Origin of the sequence: Amycolatopsis rhizosphaerae (assembly GCF_007713715.1) — a bacterium.
Lineage (GTDB): Bacteria > Actinomycetota > Actinomycetes > Mycobacteriales > Pseudonocardiaceae > Amycolatopsis_E > Amycolatopsis_E rhizosphaerae.
The window spans coordinates 14495-38375 of sequence record NZ_VJWX01000008.1 but is presented as its reverse complement, the minus strand read 5'-3'; the positions used below and the strand labels follow the sequence as shown (position 1 = coordinate 38375).

The window sequence follows — 23881 nt, the reverse complement described above, 5'->3', positions numbered from 1 at the left end:
GATATGCCCATCGTCGGAGACCTCCTTCAACGGCCCACCTACGAGATCCTCCACACAATCGGGGAGGGCAACGTCGGCATCTGCCGGCTTGCGAGGCACGACATCTTCGATCGTGACGTCGTACAGAAGACAATCTCCCTCCTCAGCGTGCCCGACGGGGTGGCCCGCGAGCCGCACCTGCTGAAGGAAGCCCGGCACAAGCATCTGATCGAGGTATGGGACGCCCAGTGGGAACCCGACCCCCAGTTCCGTGGTCTGGACGCCGTGACCTTCATCTGCGACTACTACCCCGGAGGGAGCGTCTACGACGCGCTCATGGACGGGCACGGATTCGGGTTGGCCGACGCGATGAGGATCTGCGGCCAGGTGCTGGATGCCCTGGAGTACCTGCACCAGGATCGCGCGTATGTACACAGGGACGTCAAGCCCGGCAATGTCCTTCTCGACCAGTCACGGGAGAACGCAGTCCTCGCCGACCTAGGCTCCGCCGGCAAAATCGACACCCGCACTGGCACAGCGCCGGATTACGGTGGCACGCCCTTGTACCTCGCACCCGAGGCCAAGTCCACTGGGCACGTGACTCTCAGGTCTGATCTGTACTCGCTAGGGGTCACAACAATCGAGATGCTCGCCGGCAGGTTCCCGTACGAGCAGATCCAGTTTTCCGAGGTTGACACTCGCCTTGCCGCGGGGAAGCGCGCGATGACCGACCGGTGGTACACATTCCCGCCGCATGTGCCGCCCAACGTGAGGAAGTTTGTCAGTTCACTGGTGCGGGTGGAACCTGCCAGGAGGCCAGACACAGCACGCTCCGCGCTCCGCAAGCTGAACGGGCTGCAATACGTTGACTGGCGACGTGTATCGGGGACAGACCTGCTCGGCGAGTGGGTCGGCACCTGGCCACCCACCAAGATCCCTGCGAGGCGCCGACGCTACCGCGTCCAGGCAATCGAAGTGGCGCGTGGACGTCACGCCGGACGGGTACAGGTAACCGCCGAGTGGCAGAAGCCGGGTAGCCCTTGGCGAAGCATCCGCAGGCTAACCAGCTACACGGACGCGGGAGACGCGAAGGCGCTGGCCGAGTTCTTCAGGCAGGTGGAGTCCCTTGCCCAGGCGTCACCGGCCTGACGCACCGCGCAGCCCTGGGATTGGTCGAGTTGGCTGAGGTCCGCTGCAAGGTCCTGTGCAGCGGCGTCCGACAGCACGAGTAGCGCTTGCCCGCTTCCATCGCAGGGCTCAAGCCAACCGCGGCCGACCGCCCTCCAAAGGGCCTGGGTCAGGCCGAGGACGCGCAGCCCAACGCTAGGGTCCGGCACTGTACGCACCTCCGTGCCAAAGGCACGTGAGAGCATCTCGCCACCTGGCAGACGGACCGCGCGGAGCACAGCAGCATGAGCATCGGCAGGATGCGCGGCATCCACGGCGGTCACCCCGCCGGACACCATAAGCGACACGACCAACCGCGTCAGACCGTCCTTGCTCATACCGTCACGGTAGCGCCGACCGCCGACAGTGCGCGAGATATCGGCAGGAAACGTGCGGAAACCGCCAGCCTGATGGACCAAGAGAACTTGCTCGATCCGGGAACTCTGGGGTACCCCGGCCGAAACCGCCGTCGGATGCGAACGACCACGATCATGAGTATCTCTGCTTCACTTACACATCAGTGCTCTGAGGGTTCCGGCAGTCGCTTGCAGGGGAACACGCCGTGCTGGTCCTCAAGCACAACTTCCTTTCCAGGCAGACCCTCGTACAACTCGGAGATGACATCCACCGAGTTCGCTGCCTTGCAGTGAGCGCCATCAGGCTCGGTCTGGACGAGGTAGGCCGTGCCACAGTCACAGGCTGTCCCGAATGCGTAGAACCTGCCGCGCAGCGCCTCGTCAACCAGGCCGGCGGGGTAGTACACGACGTGCTTGCCGCAGGCGGTCGGCAGCTCCACCATGCCGTCAACAGTCCTGCTTTCAGGAAGTTCCGTCGCGGGCCTCCACGGCCGTACCTCGATATGCCGCTCCATCGAACGAAGGTCTTTGCCTGCGGCGAAGCCGAGGAAGGCCTCATCGTCTACGGGCATCCCGCTGGACCACACGACTCGTTCCGCCGGTGGCCACAACTGCGGCAACTCCTGCCTGGTGGTCACCTCGACTTGCAGGCTTGGCGTCGTGAACCGCACGCCGTGCAGCAACAGTTGCCCCAGCACGAGGGTCATCGCGTAACCCTGCGGCCGGTCGGGCTCAGGCAACTCACTGGCCGTCACCGTCAACGGCGTGACCCACGTCGAGGCGAACCGGCTCTCTCCGGTATACCGCCCGACCCAGAAATGACTGGCCGAAAGCGGTTGCATCTCGTTTCTGGCGTTCGACAGCCCACGGTACTCCGATTGCGGGAGCCCATAGCCTGCGCTGCGCTGGGTCTCGGACGAAACGAGCATGGCCGTGAGCGCTGTTTTCTGAACCCACGCCGCGACGGCTCCCGCGTCTTCGGCCGCGATCTGCCCCGCTTCACCCAGAATGAAGGGTGTCAGGACCCGCGCAGCGACCGCCTCGATGCGACTCATCCAGCCATTGTTACAGCCGCCACAGACGCGCACCGTCTGGCGGAACGGCGGACGCACACCCAGGTCCTGCCCTACACGATTCAGCGGCCCAGCGCCGTGCGCAATTGGTTCCAAATCCAGGCCGATCCGCGAAAGCCAGTTCCCAAATACATGCTCGGCGGTCAGCTTGCCGGTGAAGCCGCAGAAGGGGCAAGTGGACAAGAAGGCTCCTTGGGTCCGTCGCTAATTCAGGCTGATGAATGTCGGGTTGGCGGAGATCGGAGTGTATAGCTCCGCCAACCCGGGCGGCGACTAGTTCCCGTCATCGACGGGTGATGAAATGTCCGCCTCGATTTCGTCAACATCGTCGAGGAGGTCTAGGGGCATGACGTACTGAGCGATTTGCTTGGCGACCGCGAGTGGCCACGGTAAGGAGATGGAGTAGTCGTAATGCGGGGTGGCCCAGCGGAGATCGTGCGTGAGTGCAGCCCAGCTTCTCAGTCATCGGCGATTCTTACGCCGAGCCGCGCTTTGAAGCTTGCGTTTGGACTTCTTGGGATCAGTTCCACCGCTGCTCTTGCCAGGTGACGGCCGTCCATGCCACGCCCGGTTCAGTGCGGTGTTGCGCCAGCCCGCCAGGATCTCGGGCAGGTCATCTCGGCTGTTGAGCCACTTGAGCGCAGCGCGGGTGTAGAGGTCCTCCGTCTCCTCGAACTTCTTCGCGAATCCAGGTTCCAGCAGCACCTGCCTTGCGAGAGCCGTGTACATCGGTTCTTCCGTGAAGCGCCGCATGCCCTGCACGTTGCCGACACCCGGACAGAACGCACCGCCCGCGAACCACGCGGCGCCCGCCATCACACTGCCGGAATCCTCACCGTCCTTGATCGTCAACTCGGTGAGCCGCGTCGCAAGTTCTCGCTCGGTGTCGTCGATCGTGACCTCCACGTCGGTCTCAAGCGCCCGCTGGTAGGCCTCGATCGCTTCGGTCGAGGTCGACAGCTTCAGCTGCTGTTCGACGCCGGTGGTCTCGAAGTGCAGAACGCTTTCGGATGTCTGAAGCCCTGAGCGTCGACCGAAGACCCGCGCTGTCCTGCGGAACCCAGTCAGGTAGGTGATCTCAGGGCGCTTCATACCTTTACGGACATCGTCGCCGTGTCGGGCATACGGTGAAGAAACGAACGGACAGACTTGGGCCGCGTACAGGGCGCAGATTTCGTGGACCGGCGCCTCATTTGAGACGAGCGTTTTCGCCATCGCCGTTGCTTCGTCGAAAGAAACCTGCCACCGCAGCTCCTCGCCGAATGGAAGCGCGCAAACTGCGCAGAGGTCGAAGGTGGCCAAAGCGAGCTTTCGCGACTCCGACAGCGCGCCGAAGTCGATGTCCCCGGGTGCCTGGCCGATCGCGGCGATGATCGGGTAGCCGCGAGGGTCGATACGGAGGTGCGCAAGTCGTTTCGGCTTCGGGACAGACCGGGGCCCCCTGCCTGCCGGTCCGCGTGAACGTCCGATTGTCATTTTGACAGCCTATGGGAGGCCGTTGCCGGCGCCGTGGGACGCGGGGTACAAGGTGCCAGTGCTCCGCGACGGGCTCGGAATCGACCTCGCGCTGTCGACAGAATGGGCACGGAGTGTGACAACAGTTGACGGTGTGGCGTCACGGTCATCGAAGAGGAAGACCGGTAAGCCAGCGAGCGTTCACGAGCGCCGCTTGTCCGACACCGCCTCAGCCGGGCGGGAGGTGCTGATTCGGCTGTGTTTGTGCTGCTTGCTTTATCAGTACGCCGACCTGTAACACAGGGCTTGGCCGAGGCGACATCGAGGTGACGATACGGCGGAATAGCCAGTTTCGACAGCGCCACAGCGGGACGAAGAGGATGTTGCTGGGATGAGACCGAAGACTTTCGCGATGCTCGTGTGCGTCGTCCTGCTGTTGATCGGAGCCATCGGCATGTTCACGGAGGTTCATGCCGGCACGCACCGAGGCGTGCCACAGATCTGCGGCACCGTACTGAACCACAACAACAACGACTTCTCCGGTTGCGGCAGCGCGATGGGTACGCGGACAGGATGGACCGTCCCACTCGTGATCATCGGTCTGGTGGGGACCTTGGGGCTCAGGTTAGTTAGGTTTCCGCAGAACCCGAACCGACCACCGACGGCCTAGTACTGCAGCCGGGCTTCGTGATCTTGGCTGGTGGGGGTGGGTGAACGCAGGTGCGGCCACCAGTTGATCATGGCGGTTTGTGAAGACAGCTCAAGATCGTGTGGTGGCCGCGCACGATAGCATAGACCCTGGGCTGCTCACACGTCCGTACGTTGATCGATCGCGGCCTCGTAGAAGGCGTCCGCGAGCGCCACGATGACGGCGGTGATACCGGGACCGTCGCTGAAGAAGTAGTCGGCCATGGTGTTGTGGGCCTCCTGGTTGTCGACGACCGCCTCGGTGACCGCCGCCTGGAAGTCCGGCGACTCCATGAACTGCTTCTTCGAGTTCACCTTGGTCTGCTTGACCAGGTCCGGGTAGGCGAGCAGTCGCTGCACCAGTCCCTGCACGAACTCGCGGACCTGAGACTGGGTGAACGACTCGGCGCCGAAGAGGTCGTTCATCTTGTCGATGACGACCTGCAGTGCGACGTACTTGGGCTCCTTCCGGGTGCCGGTGCCCGCGCTGGTGATGCCCTTGAGTTCGCCGTCGCCGGTCAGCGAGATGTCGACCGCGGTCCCCTTGTTGTGCGTGACGCCGACCAGGACCACGTCGGAGAGGTCGACGTCCGCGGCCCAGGATGAGTCTTTGATGACCTTCTCCAGGAGTCGCAGGAAGATCGACAGCATCTCCATGTACGGGTCGCCGTAGTCGATGATCTGGCTCATGAAGTCGTAGAGCCGGACGTAGGTGGAGATGTCCTTGCGGAACAGGTCGAGGGTGTTGAGGGTGACTTTGTCGTCGGCCTCGATTGCAGCCGCGTAGCGGCGGGCGAAGTCGTTCTTGGCCGGGCTGATCGCGGCCGAGAGCGCGTTGTTGCCCTTCCGGGTGACCCACAGTTCGGCGACCTCGCGCACCTGCTCGGGCGTGTAGATGCCGGCCTGGGCGAGCTTGTTGGCGAGGTGGATGACGACGTACGGGTCGGTCTCGGTCTCCAGGGTGGCGTTGGTGAAGTACGGCTCGAACGCGGCCCGGATGTCCTCCGGCTTGTTTATGAAGTCGATGACGAACGTCTTGCGCTTCTGCTCCCCGCCCGCGGTGCGATGGGTGCGGTTGAGCCGGGAGAGCGTTTGCACGGCGGTGACCCCGGAGAGCTTCTTGTCGACGTACATCGCCGAGAGCAGCGGCTGGTCGAACCCTGTCTGGAACTTGTTGGCGACCAGCATGATCTTGTACGTCTCGCCCTTGAAGGCGGCGGCCAGGTCTGAGCCGGCGCCGGGGTTGAGGTTGGCCTCGGTGAACTCGTCGTCCTTGCTCGGCTGCGGCCCCCAGTCCGGGGCCCACTCCTCGTCCTCGACCATCGTCACTGAGCCGGAGAAGGCGACCAGGGTGCGGTAGTTGTATGAGGCGTCCATGGCGGCCCGTTTGGCGATGTAGGCGTCGATCGCCTTCTTGTACTTCACCGCGGCCTTGCGCGAGTCGGTCACGACCATCGCCTTCGCCTTGCCTTCCAGCAAGTGGGCGACGTTGGCGTGGAAGTGCTCGACGATGATCCGCACCTTCTGGCTGATGTTGGTCGGGTGCAGCTTCACCCACCGCATCAGCGCCTTACGCGCCGCGCCCTCCTCCACCTCGCCACCGTCGCCGTTCTCGGCCTTGCCGGCGATCTTCAGCGCGGTGTCGTAGGACTGGTAGCCCTTGAGCACGTCGAGGATGTATCCCTCCTCGATCGCCTGCCGCATCGAATACAGGTGGAACTCGGCCGGCTTCCCATCAGGGCCCTTGCGGCCGAAGAGTTCCAGGGTCTTGTTCTTCGGCGTCGCGGTAAACGCGAAGTAGGAGATGTTCTCCGACTCGGCCCGCTCGGTCATCTCCGAGGCCAGGATCGACTCGACGTCGACCTCACCGCCGTCCTCGATCTCCTTGACTTCCTCCGCGGTCAGCACAGCCTTGAGCTTGGAGGAGATCTGCCCAGATTGCGAGGAGTGCGCCTCGTCCGCGATCACGGCGAACCGCCGGCCCTTCAGACCCTTATCGGCCCGGATCTCCTTGATGGCGAACGGGAAGGTCTGCACCGTCACCGCAATGATCAGTTCCCCGTTCTTCAACGCAGTCGCCAGCAGCCCGGACTTCGACTTCGCCCCCGCCTTGCGGACATCCTCAGGGCTGATCGTGGCCACGATCTTCCCTGACCCGTCGATCTGCCGGATCGCTTCCTGGAGCTGCCCGTCGAGCACGGTGCGGTCCACGACCACGATCACTGAGTCGAAGACCTTCTCGTCGTTCACGTGCAGCCGCGCCAGCCGGTGCGCGGTCCAGGCGATGGTGTTCGTCTTCCCCGACCCAGCCGAGTGCTCGATCAGGTAGCGGTGCCCCACCCCTTCTTCGCGCACCGCGGCCACGATGTTCGTCACGGCCTCCCACTGGTGGAACCGCGGGAAGAGCATGCTCGTACGCCGCACCGAAGTGCCGGTCGCGACGTCCCACTCCTCCTTAGTCTCCACGATCATCAGCCGACCGATGATGTTGAGCCAGGCGTCCTTCTCCCAGACCCGCTCCCACAGGTACGCCGTCGCCGACCACCCACCCTCGCCCGGCGGGTTCCCCGCGCCATCCTCATGGCCCATGTTGAACGGCAGGAAGTGCGTCTTCTCGCCCTCGAGCCGGGTGGTCATCGCGGCCAGGTCGTTAGAGACCGCGAAGTGGACCAGCGCCCGGTGCCCGAACGACAGCAGCGGCTCCGGCCGACCATTGGTCAGCGGAGGCCGATTCTTGCGGTACTGGTTGATCGCCTCGTCCAGCGACTGGGTGAAGTCGGTCTTCAGCTCCACGGTGGCCACCGGGAGCCCGTTGACGAAGAAGACCAGGTCGATGCTGCGCTGGTCAGCGGTAGAGAAGTGCACCTGCCGCATCACCCGCACCCGCATCGCCGCGTACTGCTCGTTGGTGGTCGCGTTCAAGCTGGTCTCGGGGCGGAACTGCGCCATCTTCAGTCGGCCACCGCCGATGTACTGCACCCCGTTACGCAGGATATTCAACATCCCGCCACCATGCTCGAGAGGCTTGTCGAGCGCCGTGGTCAGCACGTCGAGAAACTTCGCCTGCGAACCCGCAGCCTTCAAAGCCTTCTCGTACGCCGCCTGCTGGGTCTCCCCCAGCCAGGCGAACAGGTCCTCAGGGAAGAGCGCCCGCTCCCGGTCGTACCCGGTGTCATCGGCGGAGTAGAGCCACCCGTGTGCCTTCAAGTACGCACAGATCTCGGATTCGAAGACGCCTTCGTGGTGGTCCGCCGTCACGCCATCTCCCGTACTTCGATCTGCCCCGTCACCGCCGCCGTGATCAACGCAGCGCGGCGCTCACGGGCTAGCTCGATGAAGCGCTCGGTCTCCGCAATCGTTGTGTCGATCTTCGCAATCTGCTCGTCGAGATAAGTGACGATGCGCTGCTGCTCTGCAAGCGGCGTATTGGGAAGGGGTAACTCTCGAAGAGCGCTTACGTTGAAGTGCCCCTGCAGTGCTCCGACAGAGCCGTGCTCAATGCGAGACGCCGCCAGCGGCGAGTTGAGGTACCAGACCAAGAAGTCTGGATCGATGCCTTCTCCGGGCCTGACAATGAGGATGTCGATGGCGTTGGCACCGTCGAGTTCGTCAGGGATCTTCGCCGCGGCCCCTGCCTGACCGGTTCGGACCACAACCACGTCGCCCGAGCGCAACTGCGACTTTCGGTGAGCCGCGTGACCTTCCTCTGAGATGTTGACTAGGTCTGCGAGCGAGATCGAACCGCGCTTGACGTTGACACCTCGAAGCGCCGGAACACCGGCATCGACGTACCAGCGCGAAGGCTGAACCACGATGCCCACCGTCACGTCATCCACCGCGAATTTGAGCGCGCGTTCCTCGCTTGTCGAATTGAGGAACGCCTTAGTCACTACTCCGTCCCGGCGTTCGCGGAGCATCTCGACCAAGCGCTGCTGCTCCTCGATGAGCGTGTCGATGCGGGCAGTCTCGCGGTCGAGGTAGTCGGCGACGGCGCGCTGCTCCTCCGGATGCGGCAGCGGCATCGGAATCCTCGCGAGCTTCTCTGCGGTGAGGTGCGGCATCGAGACAACGTTGGAGTAGGCACGAATGAAGCCGCTACCACGCAGCGCGATCAGATAGTACGCGATGAACCGGCCGTCGAAGTCGCCAATCGGTCGAAGCCGGTTGATCGAGTTTTGGAATCCCCAGCCCGGGAGATCCTCGTCGACATACGCAGCGCGGCCAAACCCGCCTTGGCCGCCCTCGACGACAACAACGTCGCCTGCTCGGATGCTCAACTGCTCCAGTTCGGCGTCGCCGAACCACATCTCGTTGACGTCGTGGAGGGCGAGCACACCGTCAGGCTGTACGTTCGCAGCACGCATGTACGGGGCACGAACGTCACTGCCGGAGTCCTTACTCTGCAGCATCTTGCCGAGCGTGACTGTCGCAGCGTTCTTGACCTGGCCGGCCAGCCACCCATCCGGCAAGGCGCCCCAGAGCGGTCCCGTCACTGCTCCACCTCGCGCAGGAGGTCGAGGATCTTGGCGACCTGTTTCTCCAGGTCGGCGTCGATCTCAGCGAGAGGGCGAGGTGGGACGTACTTGTAGAAGTGGCGGGTAAAGGGGATCTCGTAGCCGGTCTTGACCTTGGCCCAGTCGATCCAGGCGTCGGGGACGTGCGGCTTCACCTCTGCGTCGAAGTACGCCTGAATGACCTCGGACTTAGCGGCCGCACCAGCACTCGAGCCACTGTAGGTGAACGGGACGTTCTCGGTGTCGCGCTTCTTCGGATCTGGCTTGGGCTTGCCCTTGCGGTCGAGCACGGGGTTGCCGGACTCGTCGAGGAGAGGGCGCTCGACGGTGATGGTCCAGTAGCCGAACTCGTCGTTGCGCAGCACTTTGGAGTAGTCGGGATCGGCGTCGGTGAAGTCGGCGTACAGCTTCACCACCTTGGCGCGGTCAGCGTCGCTGAGCTCACGGTTCTTGTTGCCGAGGTTCTTGCGCATCTTGGTCCAGAACGAGGTGCCGTCGATGAGCTGGACCAGGCCCTTGCGGTCGGGGTGCTTCGTGTTGTCGAGGATCCAGATGTAGGTGGCAATGCCGGTGTTGAAGAACATGTTGGTCGGCAGCGCGACGATGGCGTCGACCCGGTCGTTCTCCAGCAGCCACTTGCGGATGTTGGAGGGGCCGGACTCGGCGGCGCCATTGAAGAGCGGCGAGCCGTTCATCACGATCCCGGCCCGGCCGCCACCGTCTTCGGGAGCCCGCATCTTGTGGACCAGGTGGAGCAGGAAGAGCATCTGCCCGTCCGAGGTCGACGGGAGGCCGGGAGCGAACCGGCCGTAGGGGCCCGCTTCGTCGCGCTCCTTCGTGACCGCCTTGGCGTACTGCTTCCAGTCGACGCCGTACGGCGGGTTGGACATGCAGAAGTCGAACTGGCGGCTCTTGAACGCGTCATCGGTCAGCGTGTTGCCGAAGGCGATGTTGGACGCATCGTGGCCCTTGGCCAGCAGGTCGGACTTGCAGATCGCGTACGACTGCGGGTTGTACTCCTGACCGTACAGGCTCAGCCTCGCGTCGGGGTTCTGCGCGAGTAGGTGCTCCTCGGCCAGGGCGAGCATGCCGCCGGTGCCCGCGGTGGGGTCGTACAGCGTGCGGACGATGTCGGCCTCGGTCAGGTCGGCGTCCTTCTCGGCGAAGAGCAGGTCGACCAGCAGCCGGATCGCGTCCCGCGGGGTGTAGTGGTCACCGGAGGTCTCGTTCGCGGCCTCGTTGAACTTGCGGATGATGTACTCGAACGCATCGCCCATGTCGGCGTTGGAGACGACGTCCGGATGCAGGTCGACAGCCTTGAAGGACGTGATGATCTCGCGCAGGAGCTCCGCCTTCTCCAGGGCGAGGATCTCCTTCTTGAAGTCGAAGTACTCGAACACATCGACATCGGGCGAGAACCGGTCGATGTAGTCGGCCAGGTTGTCCGCCAGCCCGTCGGCGTCAGCCAGCAGGTTGGCGAAGGAGTAGTTCGAGGTGTTGTAGAACGGTCGGCCGGTCGCCTTCTTGACCTCGATCCTGAGCCGGTTCGGGTTGTCGTACTTCGCCGCCAACTTCCGGACCGTTTCGCGGTCGGGCTCGAGGATGCAGTCGAGGCGGCGCAGGATCGTGAGCGGCAGGATCACGTTGCCGTACTGGTTGGGGCGGTACGGACCCCGAAGCTGGTCGGCGATCGACCAGATGAAACTACCGAGCGTGCTCACAAGGCTCCTTACGAGGCTCACTCAACGATGAAGGTTGGACGCCCAGCGCGAGCCCCTGCGCGCCGTCCGAACACGCCGCACACAGTCTGCAGCAGCCGGTGCGTCACGAGAACATCATCGCGCATGCCAGTCCTCCCGGCGGCGCCACCAGTCCTGAGCCGCGTGCAGCGCCTGCAGCCGAGCGCTTACATGGCTGGGGCGGCGTGGCCCCGCGCGCGAGAAACCAGGCGGCGATCCCCTCAGCCACGGGCTCGGTGATCAGCTCCGCAAGTGGCCGCCGCACCAACTTCCAACACGGCACCATCACCTGGTACAGCAACAACGGCACCCCCAAGTCACCCACAGCTAATCAGCCCGCCACCGTCGTGAAGCCAGCGGGGCCTCTGGTCACGGGTCATGGCCTCCTCCCGCTCGCCGGCTGGCGGTGCTTCAGAAGCGACACCACGCGGGCACGCAGTTGCTTGACCGTGATCGATGCGTCCGTCGGTTCAGACAGATCGCTGGCTGAGGTACGCGATGTGACAGTGCGTAACAGCTTGACAGGAACACGACATCGGGCGAGGAGTTGGGCCTCGTCCTGAACCAACCACCCGGCGTTGGTCAACTGCTGGTCAATCAGCACCCGCGCCCGCTGTTCGGCTGCCAGCCGAGCGTCGTCCGTCACCTTCGGTGACCGCTGGCTGGCCGCCGAAACCTACTGATCAACAACGCTGGAAACACCAACTGAGACGGACCCGGATGCAGCCAGGCTTGAGATGAAGATCGGCAACGATGGACTGTGAGTTACACGGCTATCACCGATCCTTGCTCTACCGACCCGCCCCGCGGGCCTCGAGCGGGAGCGTCACGGCTGCGCATCGGGCCATCACGAACCCGCCTTCTGCCTCAGATTCCCGATGACCAGGTCCGCGATCTGGGCGTTCACCGCGCAGGGATCACTCTTGCCCACCTTCGCCCGGCTGAGCGTGAGACCGATGTCGACCGTTGCACTGTCTGCGACACCGACACTGATAGCGCAGAATGCGTCCTTGGAGCCGCCCAGATCGGTGACATAGGCGACTGCTGGGAAGCTCTGGGTAGATACCTCGCGCCACACGGTGGCCCGCGGTTTGCTACCGCGATAGACAGAACTCAGCCCGTCGTGCGTTAAGTCGTAGGTCACCAACAGTGAAGCGCCACTGTCGAGGTTGCTCCATCCGCAGGTGGGCCCGAGCGCACCGTGATCACTCCGCCCACCGCTCTCCACCTGTCCGAAGATCGTCCTCGTCTGGTCAGCTGTTAGCGCATCTACGCACGGGTCACCAGACAGGATGGACACCGGCAACGGGTCCGCGACCTGTGGTGCCCCAGCGTAAGGCAGCGCGCTATTCGCAGACGAGGTGCTGGCAGACGACCCTGCCGCCGACGACGGTTGGGGATTGCCGGGCTCCGGGCTGTTGCTACAGGCAGCAAGAACCACGGCGGCCAGCGCGAGTGGCCAGATGTGCGAAGTCCGGAACATCAGGCAATCCCAGTGTTATTGGCGGCTTGGTTGACGGTGTTCGTAGCCGCATGGGCACTCTCAGCGATCTTACCGAGGGCATTGTTCAAGCGTTGTACCAGCTCGTCGAGGTACGCCCGTTCACGTTGAAGATGACCGATGCCATACCCGAATGCGCCGGCATCTTGCCCGTTGCCCACAGGCGAGCATTGAAGGTGACGCTGGCCGGGTCCTGAGCCGGCGGCGTGACTTTGGTTAGTGCATTGGCCTTTGTCTGCATGAAGTCGATGTCACGTAGGACACCCTGCACCTGACGAAGCATGCTCTCGGCCTCGTCCCGCGTGAGACTGAAGCCTTGACCGCCGGACGGCCCCGCGGTTCCCCCGATGGCACCACCGCTCGCACCGGCAGCCGGACTGCCCGGAGCGCTGGGATCGTCCTTGATCCAGAAGTTGACGTCGCTCAACCAACCTGACTGCGCCAACTCGCTGCTCCCCTCCGCGTTCGCCACCGCGAGGCGCCGCGTCATGCCGCGGCCCGCGCCTTGCAGTAGCGGCTCAGTCACCGTGAAGTGGACGCTTTGCGAGAGGTTGGCGAGCGTCAGCGGGCACAGCGCGACGGTCGGAGACGAGTCGGCTATCCGTCGTGGCGCGTGACCGTACCGGCGCCCGGTTCGTCGGCCGCACGGTGAAGGCCATTCCCGTGCTGCGGGCCTGCACGGCTCTGTTGAGCCGGTCCCACACATACGGGCGCAGGAGTGTCCGAGCCTCAGACACGGACACGAAGGCCAACTGGCCGATCTCGTCATCGTGGATCCGCAGCTTCGCGACCGCTTCGTCGTCGAGGGTGCCGCCGTCGAAGACGAACATCAGTGTGTCGTCCGAGGGGCCGTGCGGCAACACCCAGTCCAGGCACAGGAGGCGGCCGACAGCGATATCGAGGCCAAGCTCCTCCCGCAGTTCCCGCTCAGCGGCCGCGCTGGGAGGTTTATTCGCTTCGGCCGTGCCGCCGGACAGATCCCAATCCGGCTTGTAGGTCGGGCTTTCTAGCGCACTCCGAACGTGTCGAGAAGCTGCAGCACCTATGCAGCGAGGACGCGTGGCCGGTGTGATCGTGGCCGATGAAGCAGACCACTTCGCCACCTGGCGGAAGGCAGCAGTTCGGCTGTGCAGATCTGGATCAATCGCACTGCCGCCTGCAGCAGCGAGAGCAGGGCAAACACAACGCGCCGGACTACAGGCTGTGTGACCGGCGAGACGACGTTCAGGCCACTGACCTGGTCACGCGGATCCAGTAGAGCGCCAGGACGCGATAACGAGCAATCAGTCGTGGCGTGCGGAGACCGGGCTTGAAGGCTGGCCCCGCAGCGGGATGGCGACCGTGACTCGCTAGACCTGGCTTCCAGCCGCATTGGCCGTGCCAGCCCTGGAATCACAAGGCCTGACCTCGGCGGTAGGGAGTTCGAGCGCAGTGTTGTGCTGGGAGTGGTTGCCGCAGGCGACGAACGGTTCAAGGCCGGGCCTGTCGGTTCCGGCCGGGAAGTGATGAGTCTTTCCGATCACGCGGTACCGAACCAGTGCTCGACATCCTCGACGCGGTCGCCGACCCACTCAGCGGCGTCCTCGACGCCGTGCACCACAGCGTTCGCCGCATCACCAAGCCAGTCGAACATGCCCATCACGAACCCGCCTTCTGCCTCAGATTCCCGATGACCATGTCCGCGATCTGGGTGTTCACCGCGCAGGGATCACTCTTGCCCACCTTCGCCCGGCTGAGCGTGAGGCCGATGTCGACCGAAGCACTGTCAGCGATGCCGACACTGACGACGCAGAACGTGTCTTTGGGGCCGCTGAGATTCGTTAGGTGGGCGGCCGCGGGGAAGCCCTGGATAGAGGTCTCGTGCCACACGATGGCTCGCGGCTTGTTACCGCGGTAGACGGAACTCAATCCGTCATGTGTCGAGTCGTAGGTGACCGACAGCAAAGCACCCGTGTCGGGATTGCTCCATTCGCAGTTCGACCCGAGGACGGGATCGTCCTTCCGCTGGCCGCTCTCTACCTGGCCGAAGACAGTCTTCGTCTGATCGGCGGTCAACCCATCCGCGCACGGGTCGCCGGACAGCGTGGACACCGGCAGCGGATTGGCCACCTTTGGCGCCCCGGCGTAGGGGACCGCGCTGCTTGCGGTCGACGTAGTCGCGGAGGATGACGCCCCCGATGACGGCCGGGGGACGCCACTTCCAGGACTGCAACCGGCGAGAATCACGGCCGCCAACACCAGCAGCCCGATGTGCGAAGCCCGGATCATCAAAGAACCTCACTGTCACTGGTCGCTTGATTGAGGATGCCTGTGGCCACATGGTCACTCTTGGTGATCTTACCCAGCGCCTCGTTCAAGCGGTTGGCCAACTCAGCGAGATATGCCCGCTCGCGCTGCAGATGCCCGACGCCGTAGCCGAACGCGCCGGCGGCTTGTCCGGTGAGCTCGCGCATCTGGGACTTCGGCTCCCCCAGGCACCTGTGGGATTCAGCTTCTGCGGCGATCTCGTGCCTCAGACGGGTCGGACTCATCTACTGCTGCATCGTCCTTTTCATTTGGCTCGTCGCTGTCTTCTGCCTCGTCTATGACATCGCCATCGAGCTCCTCACCATGAGGCAGTGCGTAATGGGATGTAAGTTCCGCTAGGTGCAGGATCAGCGGAAGCCCGAGTCCATCGCGATAGTCTTCGGAGAACCTCTGCTGGTGCAAGAACATCGCCCACGTCTCAGGGCTGTCTCCCGGTTGGAGTCCTGCGATCGACAACTCGAGCAGGTCCGGGTTCCACGCGTTCTTCGCTGGCTTGATGTCTGGCTTACCGGCCGTGGTGATTCGCGGGGTTAGCTTCGTGGCGTCTACTGCGAGTGGGTGGGTGCTCGCTTTGTCGGTTGTGCTGTAGAAGACGCGGTGCCGGTCGTCGGACGGTTGGAGCCGCCAGAGGCCTTTGGAGATGCCGCCGCTTCCTCCGGATTTGGGTGCCCACCACTGTGCAGTTTCGTCGCGGTCTCCGGTTGCGATACGCACGATACGTAACTGCTTCCCGTAAGCGGCGATGCGTTGGGTGTTAGCTGCCCCGACTTGGATCCGGTCGATGACGAGGCCGCCGTTCTGTAGCCAGGGCCAGCGGTTACGGGTGTTTTGTGCATGGGTGACGACGAGAGTGGGCTTGCTCTTCATCTGGTAGAGGATGTTCTTGACGAACGCGGCGGTGGCCGCGGCCTGCTCGTAGTCAGTCTTCAAAGTGTCGGGGCGGATCTGGCCGGTGAGACTCTTGAGCAGCTCGGGATACGGAACCCATTCCGACATGCTCGCCGTACGGCCCATGATGCAGTTCTGGCCAGGACGGATCAGGACCGCGACCGGGGTGAACTGCGCGTTTTGGGTCGGGCCGTCCACACGGCGTTTGACCAGCCAGAACGCGAGCTGGTTGAGCTGATCCGGGATCGCCTCGCCGAGCGTGTGCTGGGGGACGAAGCGCATACCGAGCTGTCGCATGCCGTCTCCCCAAGCGGCGGCTGCGCGAAATCCAGCATCGTCCTCGTCGTCGGGTTCTGTGCTGGGAGGTCGAAAAAACTGGGTGACGGTGCCGGCGTCGGCGCAGCCGAGCCGGATCGCAAACTTGGGATCGGTTCTGGGCTGTTGGAATCGGTCGGGTCCCTCGAGTTCGATGAGGACGAGCGGTGGGCGTTCGGCGAGGCTGTCGCACAGGTCCGTGACCGTCGTTGAGACCTGGTCGCGTCGTTGTCGGATGGCATCGTCGAATTCTTGTCCGCGGCGGGGCGGTTTGTCCCCGTTCCCCAGCGGCGCCCCCAGGGCGCCGAGGGGACGTACGTGCAGCCGGACGCTGAGTTCTGGAGCTTCCCAAGACCAGAGTTCCGGTCCGGTTGCGCATCGATGTTCCGCCAGCCCGAGACTCGATTCGACTGCGTCCAGGACGTGCTGGCGCATGGTGCTGGTCTGGTGAAGCAGCACAGCGCTCACGAGGTTGTCATTGGTCGCGGCCGCCAGGACACGCCGCTTTTCGGCGTTGCGGCTGTTCACTGCGGCGTTGTCCAGGTGTGCTTGTGCTCGTTCGACGTCGGTAGCGTCCTTGCTGACCGGGACGTTCTTCTCCAACGCGCGAGCGGGGTTTTGCTTGATCTCGCTTCGGTGCAGCGGCGGGGCCCAGATGAACTCGGGGGTGAGCGCTTGTGCAGCCCATTCGGTCAGCCGGCGGCGTTCGCTGGGCATGAGCCCGGTCCCGACGGGGTGCCATTTCATACGACTGTGGAACGCGACCGCTGCTGTGATGCCGTCGCGGCCGTGGATCCAGGCGTCGGGTTCCTTGGCGAAGACGTCCGGCGAGGGCAGGTTGTCGAGCGCAGAGACCTGGTTGAGCAGCCCCTCGGGCCCGCCTTGGCGCCACACGGTCTTACGAGACTTGCGATCCCAGACGAGCGAGGCGACGGCGAATCGATGGGGCCGGGTGCCGTCGGGGACGAGAGGCTCATTGGTAAGTAAGTAGGTCGAAACGCCGTTCTTTCCTGGGAAGTAGACGCGCCCGCTGACCCACCGGCGGACACCGGTGCTGATGTGCACTCGTGGCGTTGGCGAGAACGGCACGGTGCGTAGCGCGACGCGAATGACCGCAGAGTAGTAGGCGATCTTTACACCGTTTTGGCCTTTGGTGGGGTGTTCGAGCGGAGGCCAGGACATCAGCTCGGCACCATTGGCTCGAGCGTCAACGGCGACACGGTGGAACAGGAGCTGCTTGCCGGCGTGTTCGTAGGGGTCGAGTTGTGCGATACGGTCAGCGAGGATCTCCGGGACGAGGCGGTAGAGGCGATCGTGGGGCAGGGCTGTGCCCCCGGGGGAGATATCTTGGGCCCGGAGGTCGACGTTCTCGATCTGCCATGTCAGCGCATGAGTGGACAGTGCGCGGACGGTCTCACGGAATAAGGGGTAGGCCTCGTTGCTGGGTTGCATGTTCCGAAGCCAGGCGTGAATCATGCTGTCGAGCACGGCCTGAGGGTAAGGGGCGTCAGCGTAGAGCCAGGGCTTGTTCTCGTCGAAAGTCGTCGGGCCGTCCACGGTGATCAGGTCGGGGGCAACGGCGCGCATGAGGCTGTTGAGCCGCCGGATCGGCACGCTCTTGATCTTGACTCGGGCAGCCTCAGACCTGCCGTGGGCGTAGAGGTTGATGATCGGCTCACGCCAGGTCGCGGGAAAGGCAAGGGTGTGCAGGGGGCGGGTAAAACTCTCGACCTCGGGGTTCGGGACGAAGGCGGCTTGCTGGATTTCGTTATAGGCCACGATGCTGGTCTCTCTCGGTTGCGCTGCGGCTGGCGGTTAGTCCATATCGGCGAGGGCGCGGTACAGCGGTTCGTACAGCGCGACGACGAGCGATTTGTCGATATCCGGCAACGTGGAGTCCGGAGTGAAGTACGGATCGAGGATGGAACGCATGCTCGCAAGGAGGCTGGTGTCCGGCGTGTCGACGGCATTCAGCCCAGCTTCCCGCGGAGAGAACGCTGCGTCGACGAAGACGACGCGGGCCTCGACTCCACCGCGAACAAGGCGGCCAATGACCTGCCACATCACGACGAGCTGGTCCCAGGTGAAAGCGACCTTCTCTTCTGGGGGCAGGCTTGTCCACGACAGTTGCCTGGTCAAGAAGCGATTCCACTTCTTGCGCGCTTCGCGACGGAAGGCCAGTCCGGCAAGGTCAGGCGTGCCGGCGGCGAGTGCCAGCTGCCGGAAGCCCCCCTCGGGTCCGCGAACCTGGCGTACTGCCCAGTCGTTGATCGCTTGGATCGCCAAGGCGATGTCGTCAGGGCGCGGGTGCGGTCGGGCGAGGAAGTACACGCTGCCGATCGCCGCCTTACCGCCGGGGACGACGATGTTGTGGCCACGTTCCACGGCCAGCAGCGGCGCGATGAGAATCTGTCCGCCTTCGGCGGGGAAAGAGGCGACGTTACCTCGGCTGAGGGTCCGCAGCGAGGGGTCGCTGGGGAGTGTGCGCCAGGCGTTGTCGAGGTCCGCATCGTCGGACACGAGCAGTGTGATCCGCCCGGTCCATTCGGGGATCGCGTTGAGGTACTCGGCGGCGCGCTTGGCTTCGATGTAGCTGCCGACCAGTAGGAGGATCCTCCGGCGATCGGGGTCGTCGATGTCGGTGAGTTCTTGTTCGAGCATGCTGGTCGAGTCAGCGAGGCTGCGGTCTGGCACCGCAAGCTGGTGGAGCATCTGTGTGAGCACTTGCGGGCGGGTCTCGGTATCGGACCCGGACAGACGCAGCGGGGTGGAGGAGCCCGGCCAGTAGAGGAACTCCTTGCGGAACGTGGACTCGAGGACGAGACGTACTTCGTCGTCGTGCGGACGAAGGACGGCGCCGACATCGGTGTTGACGTGGTAGCGGCTGGAGGTACCCGCCCAGCTGGTCGCCGACATCAGCAAGACATTGGGGCCGGGCCGGTTGTCGATCGCCGGCAGCTGTGGCAGCTGTAGAAGCAGTTCGCGGCCGACGCCGCTGCAGCGGAAGAACCGCAATTCCCCGCTCTGGTCACCGTCGCGGTTGCGCTCGCCGAGCTGGAACTGGAATCCGAGAACGTTGCCCATCGGGGATTCCGGGAGGATTGGTTCGTAGTCCTTGGGCGGTCGCCGCGACAGTACGTTTGACGTCGCCTCGAGGTTGAGGGCCGCCTCAACGCGCGGCCATAGGGTGGTCATCAAGTTCAGCCGATGGTGCAAAGCCGCCAAGATCAGCGTGAATTCGAACCTGGTGACGTGGGCGTCGATGTTGCTGGCGACGGGGTCGTTGTCGCCAAGCAGTGCGAGCAAGGTATCGCGGAGTCGTTCTCGGGTTGCCGAGTCGCGCCGGGCGTGCAGGAGCTCAAGCGCGAGATGGACGAGCTGGTTGACGATGACGGCATCCTCGTCCGGTTCGCCCGACGGCGTAAGGGTGGATTGCTCCTGGAGTGGGTCGTCGCGGAAGCGGTCGAGGATGCGGTCGATGCGTGCGATCTGCTGGTCGCGTTCGGCCGCTACGTTCTCGTCTGGGTCTTGCGAGTTGTCGCCGGTGTCGGGAAACCAGGCATTGATCAGCCATTGGTGGAGGGTGAGCGCGCTGAAATAGTCCTCGGTGATCCACGTGCGCAGGGCGGCGTCCTGGATTAGCAGAGAGTAGAGGCGGTTGGTCGCCGCTGTGACGGTGTCGGTGGCGTTGGCCCAGTCGTCGTTCTCCCGGGCGGAGAGTTGCAGCCGGCCGCGACGGGCCAGCTCGGTGACTTTGTGGGCAGACACCTCGTCGAGCCAGGAATTCGGCGAACGGCCCACCAGTGTGGTGGCCGGCGCGAACGCAGTGTCGAGCTGCATTTGGACGCGGTCGGCCTCGTCGACGATGACGAGGTCGCTCAGTCTGCAGGCGAGTTCAAGGTAGCGGAGCCGTTCCTCGTGGAGGTGTTGCGGGATGCCGCTGTGGACGAGCCCGGCCGGGGTGGCGACCCAGATAGTGGCGTCAACCAGGTCGCGTGCACCGTGATGCCGGGGGCAGCGCGTCCACAGCGGGCAAGCATGGCGCTTCGGCCGCTCTTCTTCGACGTCTGATTCAGCGGCAACGGGCTCGTCGAGTATCTCGCGGCCTAGCGCGGCCGCAGTTGCCTTAGTACGAGGCTTGGTGACGGGGTAGAGGGACACGCAGGGTGCTTCGCCGATGCCGAGTGGGCGCGGAGCTTCCAGTCCACGTAAGGCGTCAAGCGGGCAGGCGCTGCTGAGGTAGTCGAAGCTCGGGTCGTTGTGCGCCAGCATGGTCGTGGCGCCAGCCGTGGCGGTGCGCCGATGGAGACGTTCGATATTCCGCTCGCGGGTGGATCGGCCGAGGATTGGGGCTGCGGCGACGCCTAGCGCGCGGAACTGCTGGACGACGGTGAGGACTTCTGCAACGTCGCCGACCACGATGGTGATCCGCCGCGGTTTGGCCTTGTCGGTGGTGGCCCAGAAGGCGAGGATGTCGCGCAGGGTCGACTTGCCAGCACCGACCATGCCGACGAGATTGAGCAGCCCGTCGACGCGCAAGGTGTCGCTTGGGGCGAACTCGCCGCGCGCTTCGTCGCGGACGAGCAGCTTGACCCGCCCCAGCCGGCGCTCCCACTCGTGAGCCTTGTGATCCGGGTGGGCAGCCTCGATGCGGTCCATCGCCTGGGCGGCCTGTTCGAGCTGCTCCCAAGTCACCTCGACGGGCGTGCCACCGCCTGGCGGCAGGGCGTCGAGGTCGTGGGGCCGCGACGGCGGGCCAGGCACCAAGTCGTTGGTGAAGGTCACCGAGTACGAGCGGTCTCGCACCGGGAACCGGTATTCGCCGACGTCAGCGAGGGGCAGCGGCTTGCGATCGAACGGGGGTGCCGATGTGAGGACGTCCTCGTACACGGAGAAGCGGGTCGCGGCTCGAGAGGGTGTGCGTCGCTCGGGCACCGCGTCAAGGTCCTTGATGTCGTACCCGCGCACCTCCTCCGGCACGGTGAGATAGGCGGTCACCGCCATTCGCCACTCTCGGCGGCGTCGCATGCTCCACAGGTAGTGGCGGCCACGCTGGATGCGGTGCCGCTGTGCGTCGGTGCGGACATCTCCGAATGCTTCGCTGTAGGGGTAGCCACCAAACAGGGTCCACGCGTCGGTGACGGTGCGGGTGGGCATCACGGTCTCGAGCAAGTAGAGGCCCAGCTCGACGTCCATCAGGTCGCCGGGTGTGAAGGTGGTCAGCGTTGCTGGCCAGGCTGGAGTGATCTGGCGGGCAAGGCGGCGGTGCCAGCTGCTGCGATCACGCATTGGAGGAGCCCCCGTCCGTCGAGTGGACCGTGGTGATGCGCCGGATCCGGCGCAGTTCGCGTGTCAGTACCCGCTGGAACTCGGCATCCGACGTCAAGCGAACTCGGTCGCGTACCTCGTCTGCGACGTGCCGGGCGAAGATCCGTGCGTAAGCTTCGCGCTCGTCGAACCGGTACTGCGGTACAACCAGAAAGGCCTGGTCGTAGGGCGGCGCGGGAATGAAGGCACGCGCGGTGCGGGCGAGTAGCGCAGGGTTGGCGCGGTCCTTCACGTCGATGGCCCAGACCTGCTTGTTTGGAAGCGTGATGCGTAGGTCGTAGGCGTCGAAGTTCGGCCACATTTCCGGCTGCAACTTCTTCTTGATCAGGTCTTGCTCCAGATCCGTTTCGGCCAGTCCTGGGCCTGTGATGAACATCCGCAGCGGGCGGCTGAGCTGATAGACGCCGTTGCCGCGGGCAGGGTCCAGCGTGCGCTCGATCGTCGGGTAGCCCTCACGTCGGCATCGGTCCAATTCGCACCGGTACCGGCCACCCTCGATCGGTACGAGCAGACACTTGCAGCGGGCGCACTGCGCATACTGTCCGTCGCGCAGATACGACCCCGGAGCGGGTTCGTAGGACCGTTTGATGGTGTCGATCAGCAGCATCAGGTCCAGGTCCTCACCCAGCAGAGCAAGTTCAGTGCCGGTCAGGACGGGGCGGGTGATCAGCAGGCGGCGGAACGCCGTGTAGGACTCCGGCGACCGGGCGACCCGGCACTGCTGGATCACGCCGAGCATGACCTCGTTCTCGTACTGTTCCGCGGCCGGATCGGGAGCCGAGATCACCCATTCGAGGCACTGCTGGGTCGGCAGGCGCGTCTGTGGGTCGATCAGGAAACCGTCTGCGGTGTCTAGGTCGTCCGGCAAACCGAGCGGCCACTCGTGCAATGGGCGGTGCATAGCCCACGAGACCATGTCAGGGACGCTGGCCGGCGGCAGCACATCATGGCGCAGGCAGCGCAGAACCAGGTGGTTGAATGCGGTCTGGACCGTGTCCTCGTACACAGGGTTGCGCGGCGCACGCTGGCGTGACAGCGTGAACAGCGCCGACGCGATCATCCGTACCAGCGGTTCGCCGTCGAAGAACACCGCCGACACAGCCGGGCGTGCAGTCACCATGCGCCGCTGTCCTCCTCGTCAGGTAGGTCCGAGCCTGGGAAACTCGGACACCACCTAGATACAGGACACCACCGACAGTTTTTGCTCGGCCGAGCTTCGAACGTCTCGTCAGCGCGCCACGGCTGCGCGAGACGCCGTAGTACTTCGCGTGCTTTGGCAAGCCGTTCAGGGTCGGTCGGATCGATAACATCGATCTCCGCGCCCTCCGGGCGCAGCACCTCCAGTTCGACCCGGGCCATGGCGGCATCGCCGCCTAGCGCTCCTTCAGCGAGGAATGACACAGCAAGGGCCAGTTGCGGGAACTCGTCGAGGAGGTCGTCATGAAACCAGCGCCCCTTCTGGGTGGTTTTCAGCTCGCGCCAAACCCAGCCGCCGTCGTCCATGTAGATCATGTCCGGCTTCGCAAGCACGACCGCCTGGGCCGCCGTGTCATGAACCGCAAGACGAGGCTCGACCTGGACCTGCGTCACCGTGTCGGAGTGATGGAGGGCGCAGACGTCGATGTGTCGCCGCAGCATCCGGGCACCGATCCGTGCCGCGTCGCCGTCGACCCGCCAGCGGCCCGCAGACCAAGCGGTCTTTCCTGTCGGCATTGTCGCCGGATCGCAGGCCGTGCCGTCCCGGTGCGCGTCCTCAAGCCAGGCGTGAACGGCGTGACCGAGCTCGGCTTCGGCACCGTATTCGTAGGCGCGTGGCAGGTGGAGCGACCGCAGGTGGGCTTGGGCCGGGCATGTCCGGTGGTAGCGCAGGTCGCTCGTCGACACGGTGCGAATCGGCGCTCGCGTCGTTGGTAACGCCAGGACGCCCGGAATACGCGGCAAGCTCCCGCAGCTGGTCAGCTGTTTGCACTCTGCGCATGACGAGCCGGGGCGCGCCGGTCCCCCAGCGGCGATGGACGCTACGCGTCTCCGACCATGCTCGGCGTAATAGGCCTCGGCGTCAGCAGGCGTGCCGTCGAATAGCACATCGGCAGACCCGTTCGCCAGGCTTACCTCCACCACCCGCGCATGATCTACCGGTCGAGCTTCACGGAGGTCGAACGGCTCACGCCATGGATCGGGCCATACTGCTGGAACGCCGAACGCCGTCACATAAGCCGCGATCGCAGTTTTTGTGCGATCATGTCGGTGGTTGGCAGCCTCACCGAGCCGTAGGAATCGAAATTCACGACGCCGACCGTCAGTCGATTGGTAGCGACGCCCCCATCCATAGAGTTCCCAGATGCGCGCACTTGTCTTGCGAACGACCCACCAGTCTGGAACAGGTTCCAATCCCTTTTCTTCGCAACCAATGGTCAAGAAGTTGTGCACCGCGTGGCGTGCAAACTTGATTAACCCAGGGTGGAGTGGCGTGCCGCTCTGTCCAATCTCTGCCAGAGCAGCATCCTCGGAGAGTTGACAGTATTCGACGCTGTCAAGTGCAGCCATGACTGGTTGAAGCGTGAACATCTCG

Annotated in this window: 17 protein-coding genes; 1 reads left to right on the top strand and 16 read right to left on the bottom strand. The window is 64.4% G+C overall.

Annotated features, from left to right (window positions below):
• The first annotated feature begins 3 nt into the window (after positions 1–3).
• Entirely contained in the window at positions 4–1128 is a 1125-nt protein-coding gene (locus tag FNH05_RS01980; RefSeq protein ID WP_144585359.1) for a serine/threonine-protein kinase, read from the top strand.
• 535 nt (positions 1129–1663) lie between these two features.
• Here FNH05_RS01980 and FNH05_RS01975 read toward each other — a convergent pair.
• The 16 genes from FNH05_RS01975 to FNH05_RS01905 form a co-directional block, all read right to left on the bottom strand.
• Positions 1664–2758, bottom strand: coding sequence for a hypothetical protein (locus FNH05_RS01975; RefSeq protein WP_144585356.1), 1095 nt, complete (start codon positions 2756–2758; stop codon positions 1664–1666).
• 90 nt (positions 2759–2848) lie between these two features.
• Entirely contained in the window at positions 2849–3037 is a 189-nt protein-coding gene (locus tag FNH05_RS39960) for an RNaseH domain-containing protein (protein ID WP_144585374.1), read from the bottom strand.
• Entirely contained in the window at positions 3038–4051 is a 1014-nt protein-coding gene (locus FNH05_RS01965) for a hypothetical protein (RefSeq protein WP_144585353.1), read from the bottom strand.
• A 786-nt stretch (positions 4052–4837) separates the two neighbouring features.
• Positions 4838–7975, bottom strand: a complete 3138-nt coding sequence (locus tag FNH05_RS01960; protein WP_144585349.1) for a type I restriction endonuclease subunit R — start codon at positions 7973–7975, stop codon at positions 4838–4840.
• The gene (locus tag FNH05_RS01955) at positions 7972–9210 is read right to left on the bottom strand and encodes a restriction endonuclease subunit S (protein WP_144585347.1); all 1239 of its coding nucleotides are present in this window, start codon (positions 9208–9210) and stop codon (positions 7972–7974) included. The genes FNH05_RS01960 and FNH05_RS01955 overlap by 4 nt, the downstream gene beginning before the upstream one ends.
• Entirely contained in the window at positions 9207–10952 is a 1746-nt protein-coding gene (locus FNH05_RS01950; RefSeq protein ID WP_144585344.1) for a type I restriction-modification system subunit M, read from the bottom strand. The genes FNH05_RS01955 and FNH05_RS01950 overlap by 4 nt, the downstream gene beginning before the upstream one ends.
• 865 nt (positions 10953–11817) lie before the next feature.
• A complete protein-coding gene (locus tag FNH05_RS01945) occupies positions 11818–12453 on the bottom strand; it encodes a DUF3558 domain-containing protein (protein WP_144585341.1) in 636 nt (211 codons plus the stop codon).
• Positions 12454–12538: 85 nt separating this feature from the next.
• Entirely contained in the window at positions 12539–12961 is a 423-nt protein-coding gene (locus FNH05_RS01940; protein WP_144585338.1) for a hypothetical protein, read from the bottom strand.
• Between the two features lie 28 nt (positions 12962–12989).
• On the bottom strand, positions 12990–13574 hold the full coding sequence (locus FNH05_RS01935; RefSeq protein WP_222426485.1) for an NUDIX domain-containing protein: 585 nt from the start codon (positions 13572–13574) through the stop codon (positions 12990–12992).
• A 416-nt stretch (positions 13575–13990) separates the two neighbouring features.
• Positions 13991–14113, bottom strand: coding sequence for a hypothetical protein (locus FNH05_RS39705; RefSeq protein WP_281287590.1), 123 nt, complete (start codon positions 14111–14113; stop codon positions 13991–13993).
• Complete coding sequence (locus tag FNH05_RS01930) at positions 14110–14739, bottom strand: DUF3558 domain-containing protein (protein WP_144585333.1); 630 nt, start codon at positions 14737–14739, stop codon at positions 14110–14112. Before FNH05_RS01930 ends, FNH05_RS39705 begins: the two co-directional genes overlap by 4 nt.
• Positions 14739–14924 (bottom strand): hypothetical protein, encoded by a 186-nt coding sequence (locus FNH05_RS01925; RefSeq protein ID WP_144585331.1) that lies wholly within the window; start codon positions 14922–14924, stop codon positions 14739–14741. Before FNH05_RS01925 ends, FNH05_RS01930 begins: the two co-directional genes overlap by 1 nt.
• A gap of 34 nt (positions 14925–14958) precedes the next feature.
• Positions 14959–17760 carry a pPIWI_RE module domain-containing protein gene (locus tag FNH05_RS01920; protein WP_144585328.1) on the bottom strand — a complete coding sequence of 934 codons (2802 nt, stop codon included), beginning with the start codon at positions 17758–17760 and terminating at the stop codon, positions 14959–14961.
• A 36-nt stretch (positions 17761–17796) separates the two neighbouring features.
• Positions 17797–21270 carry a pPIWI_RE_Z domain-containing protein gene (locus FNH05_RS01915; protein WP_144585325.1) on the bottom strand — a complete coding sequence of 1158 codons (3474 nt, stop codon included), beginning with the start codon at positions 21268–21270 and terminating at the stop codon, positions 17797–17799.
• Complete coding sequence (locus tag FNH05_RS01910) at positions 21263–22429, bottom strand: pPIWI_RE_Y domain-containing protein (RefSeq protein ID WP_144585322.1); 1167 nt, start codon at positions 22427–22429, stop codon at positions 21263–21265. The genes FNH05_RS01915 and FNH05_RS01910 overlap by 8 nt, the downstream gene beginning before the upstream one ends.
• A complete protein-coding gene (locus tag FNH05_RS01905; RefSeq protein ID WP_222426484.1) occupies positions 22423–23856 on the bottom strand; it encodes a PD-(D/E)XK nuclease family protein in 1434 nt (477 codons plus the stop codon). The genes FNH05_RS01910 and FNH05_RS01905 overlap by 7 nt, the downstream gene beginning before the upstream one ends.
• Positions 23857–23881 lie beyond the last annotated feature (25 nt).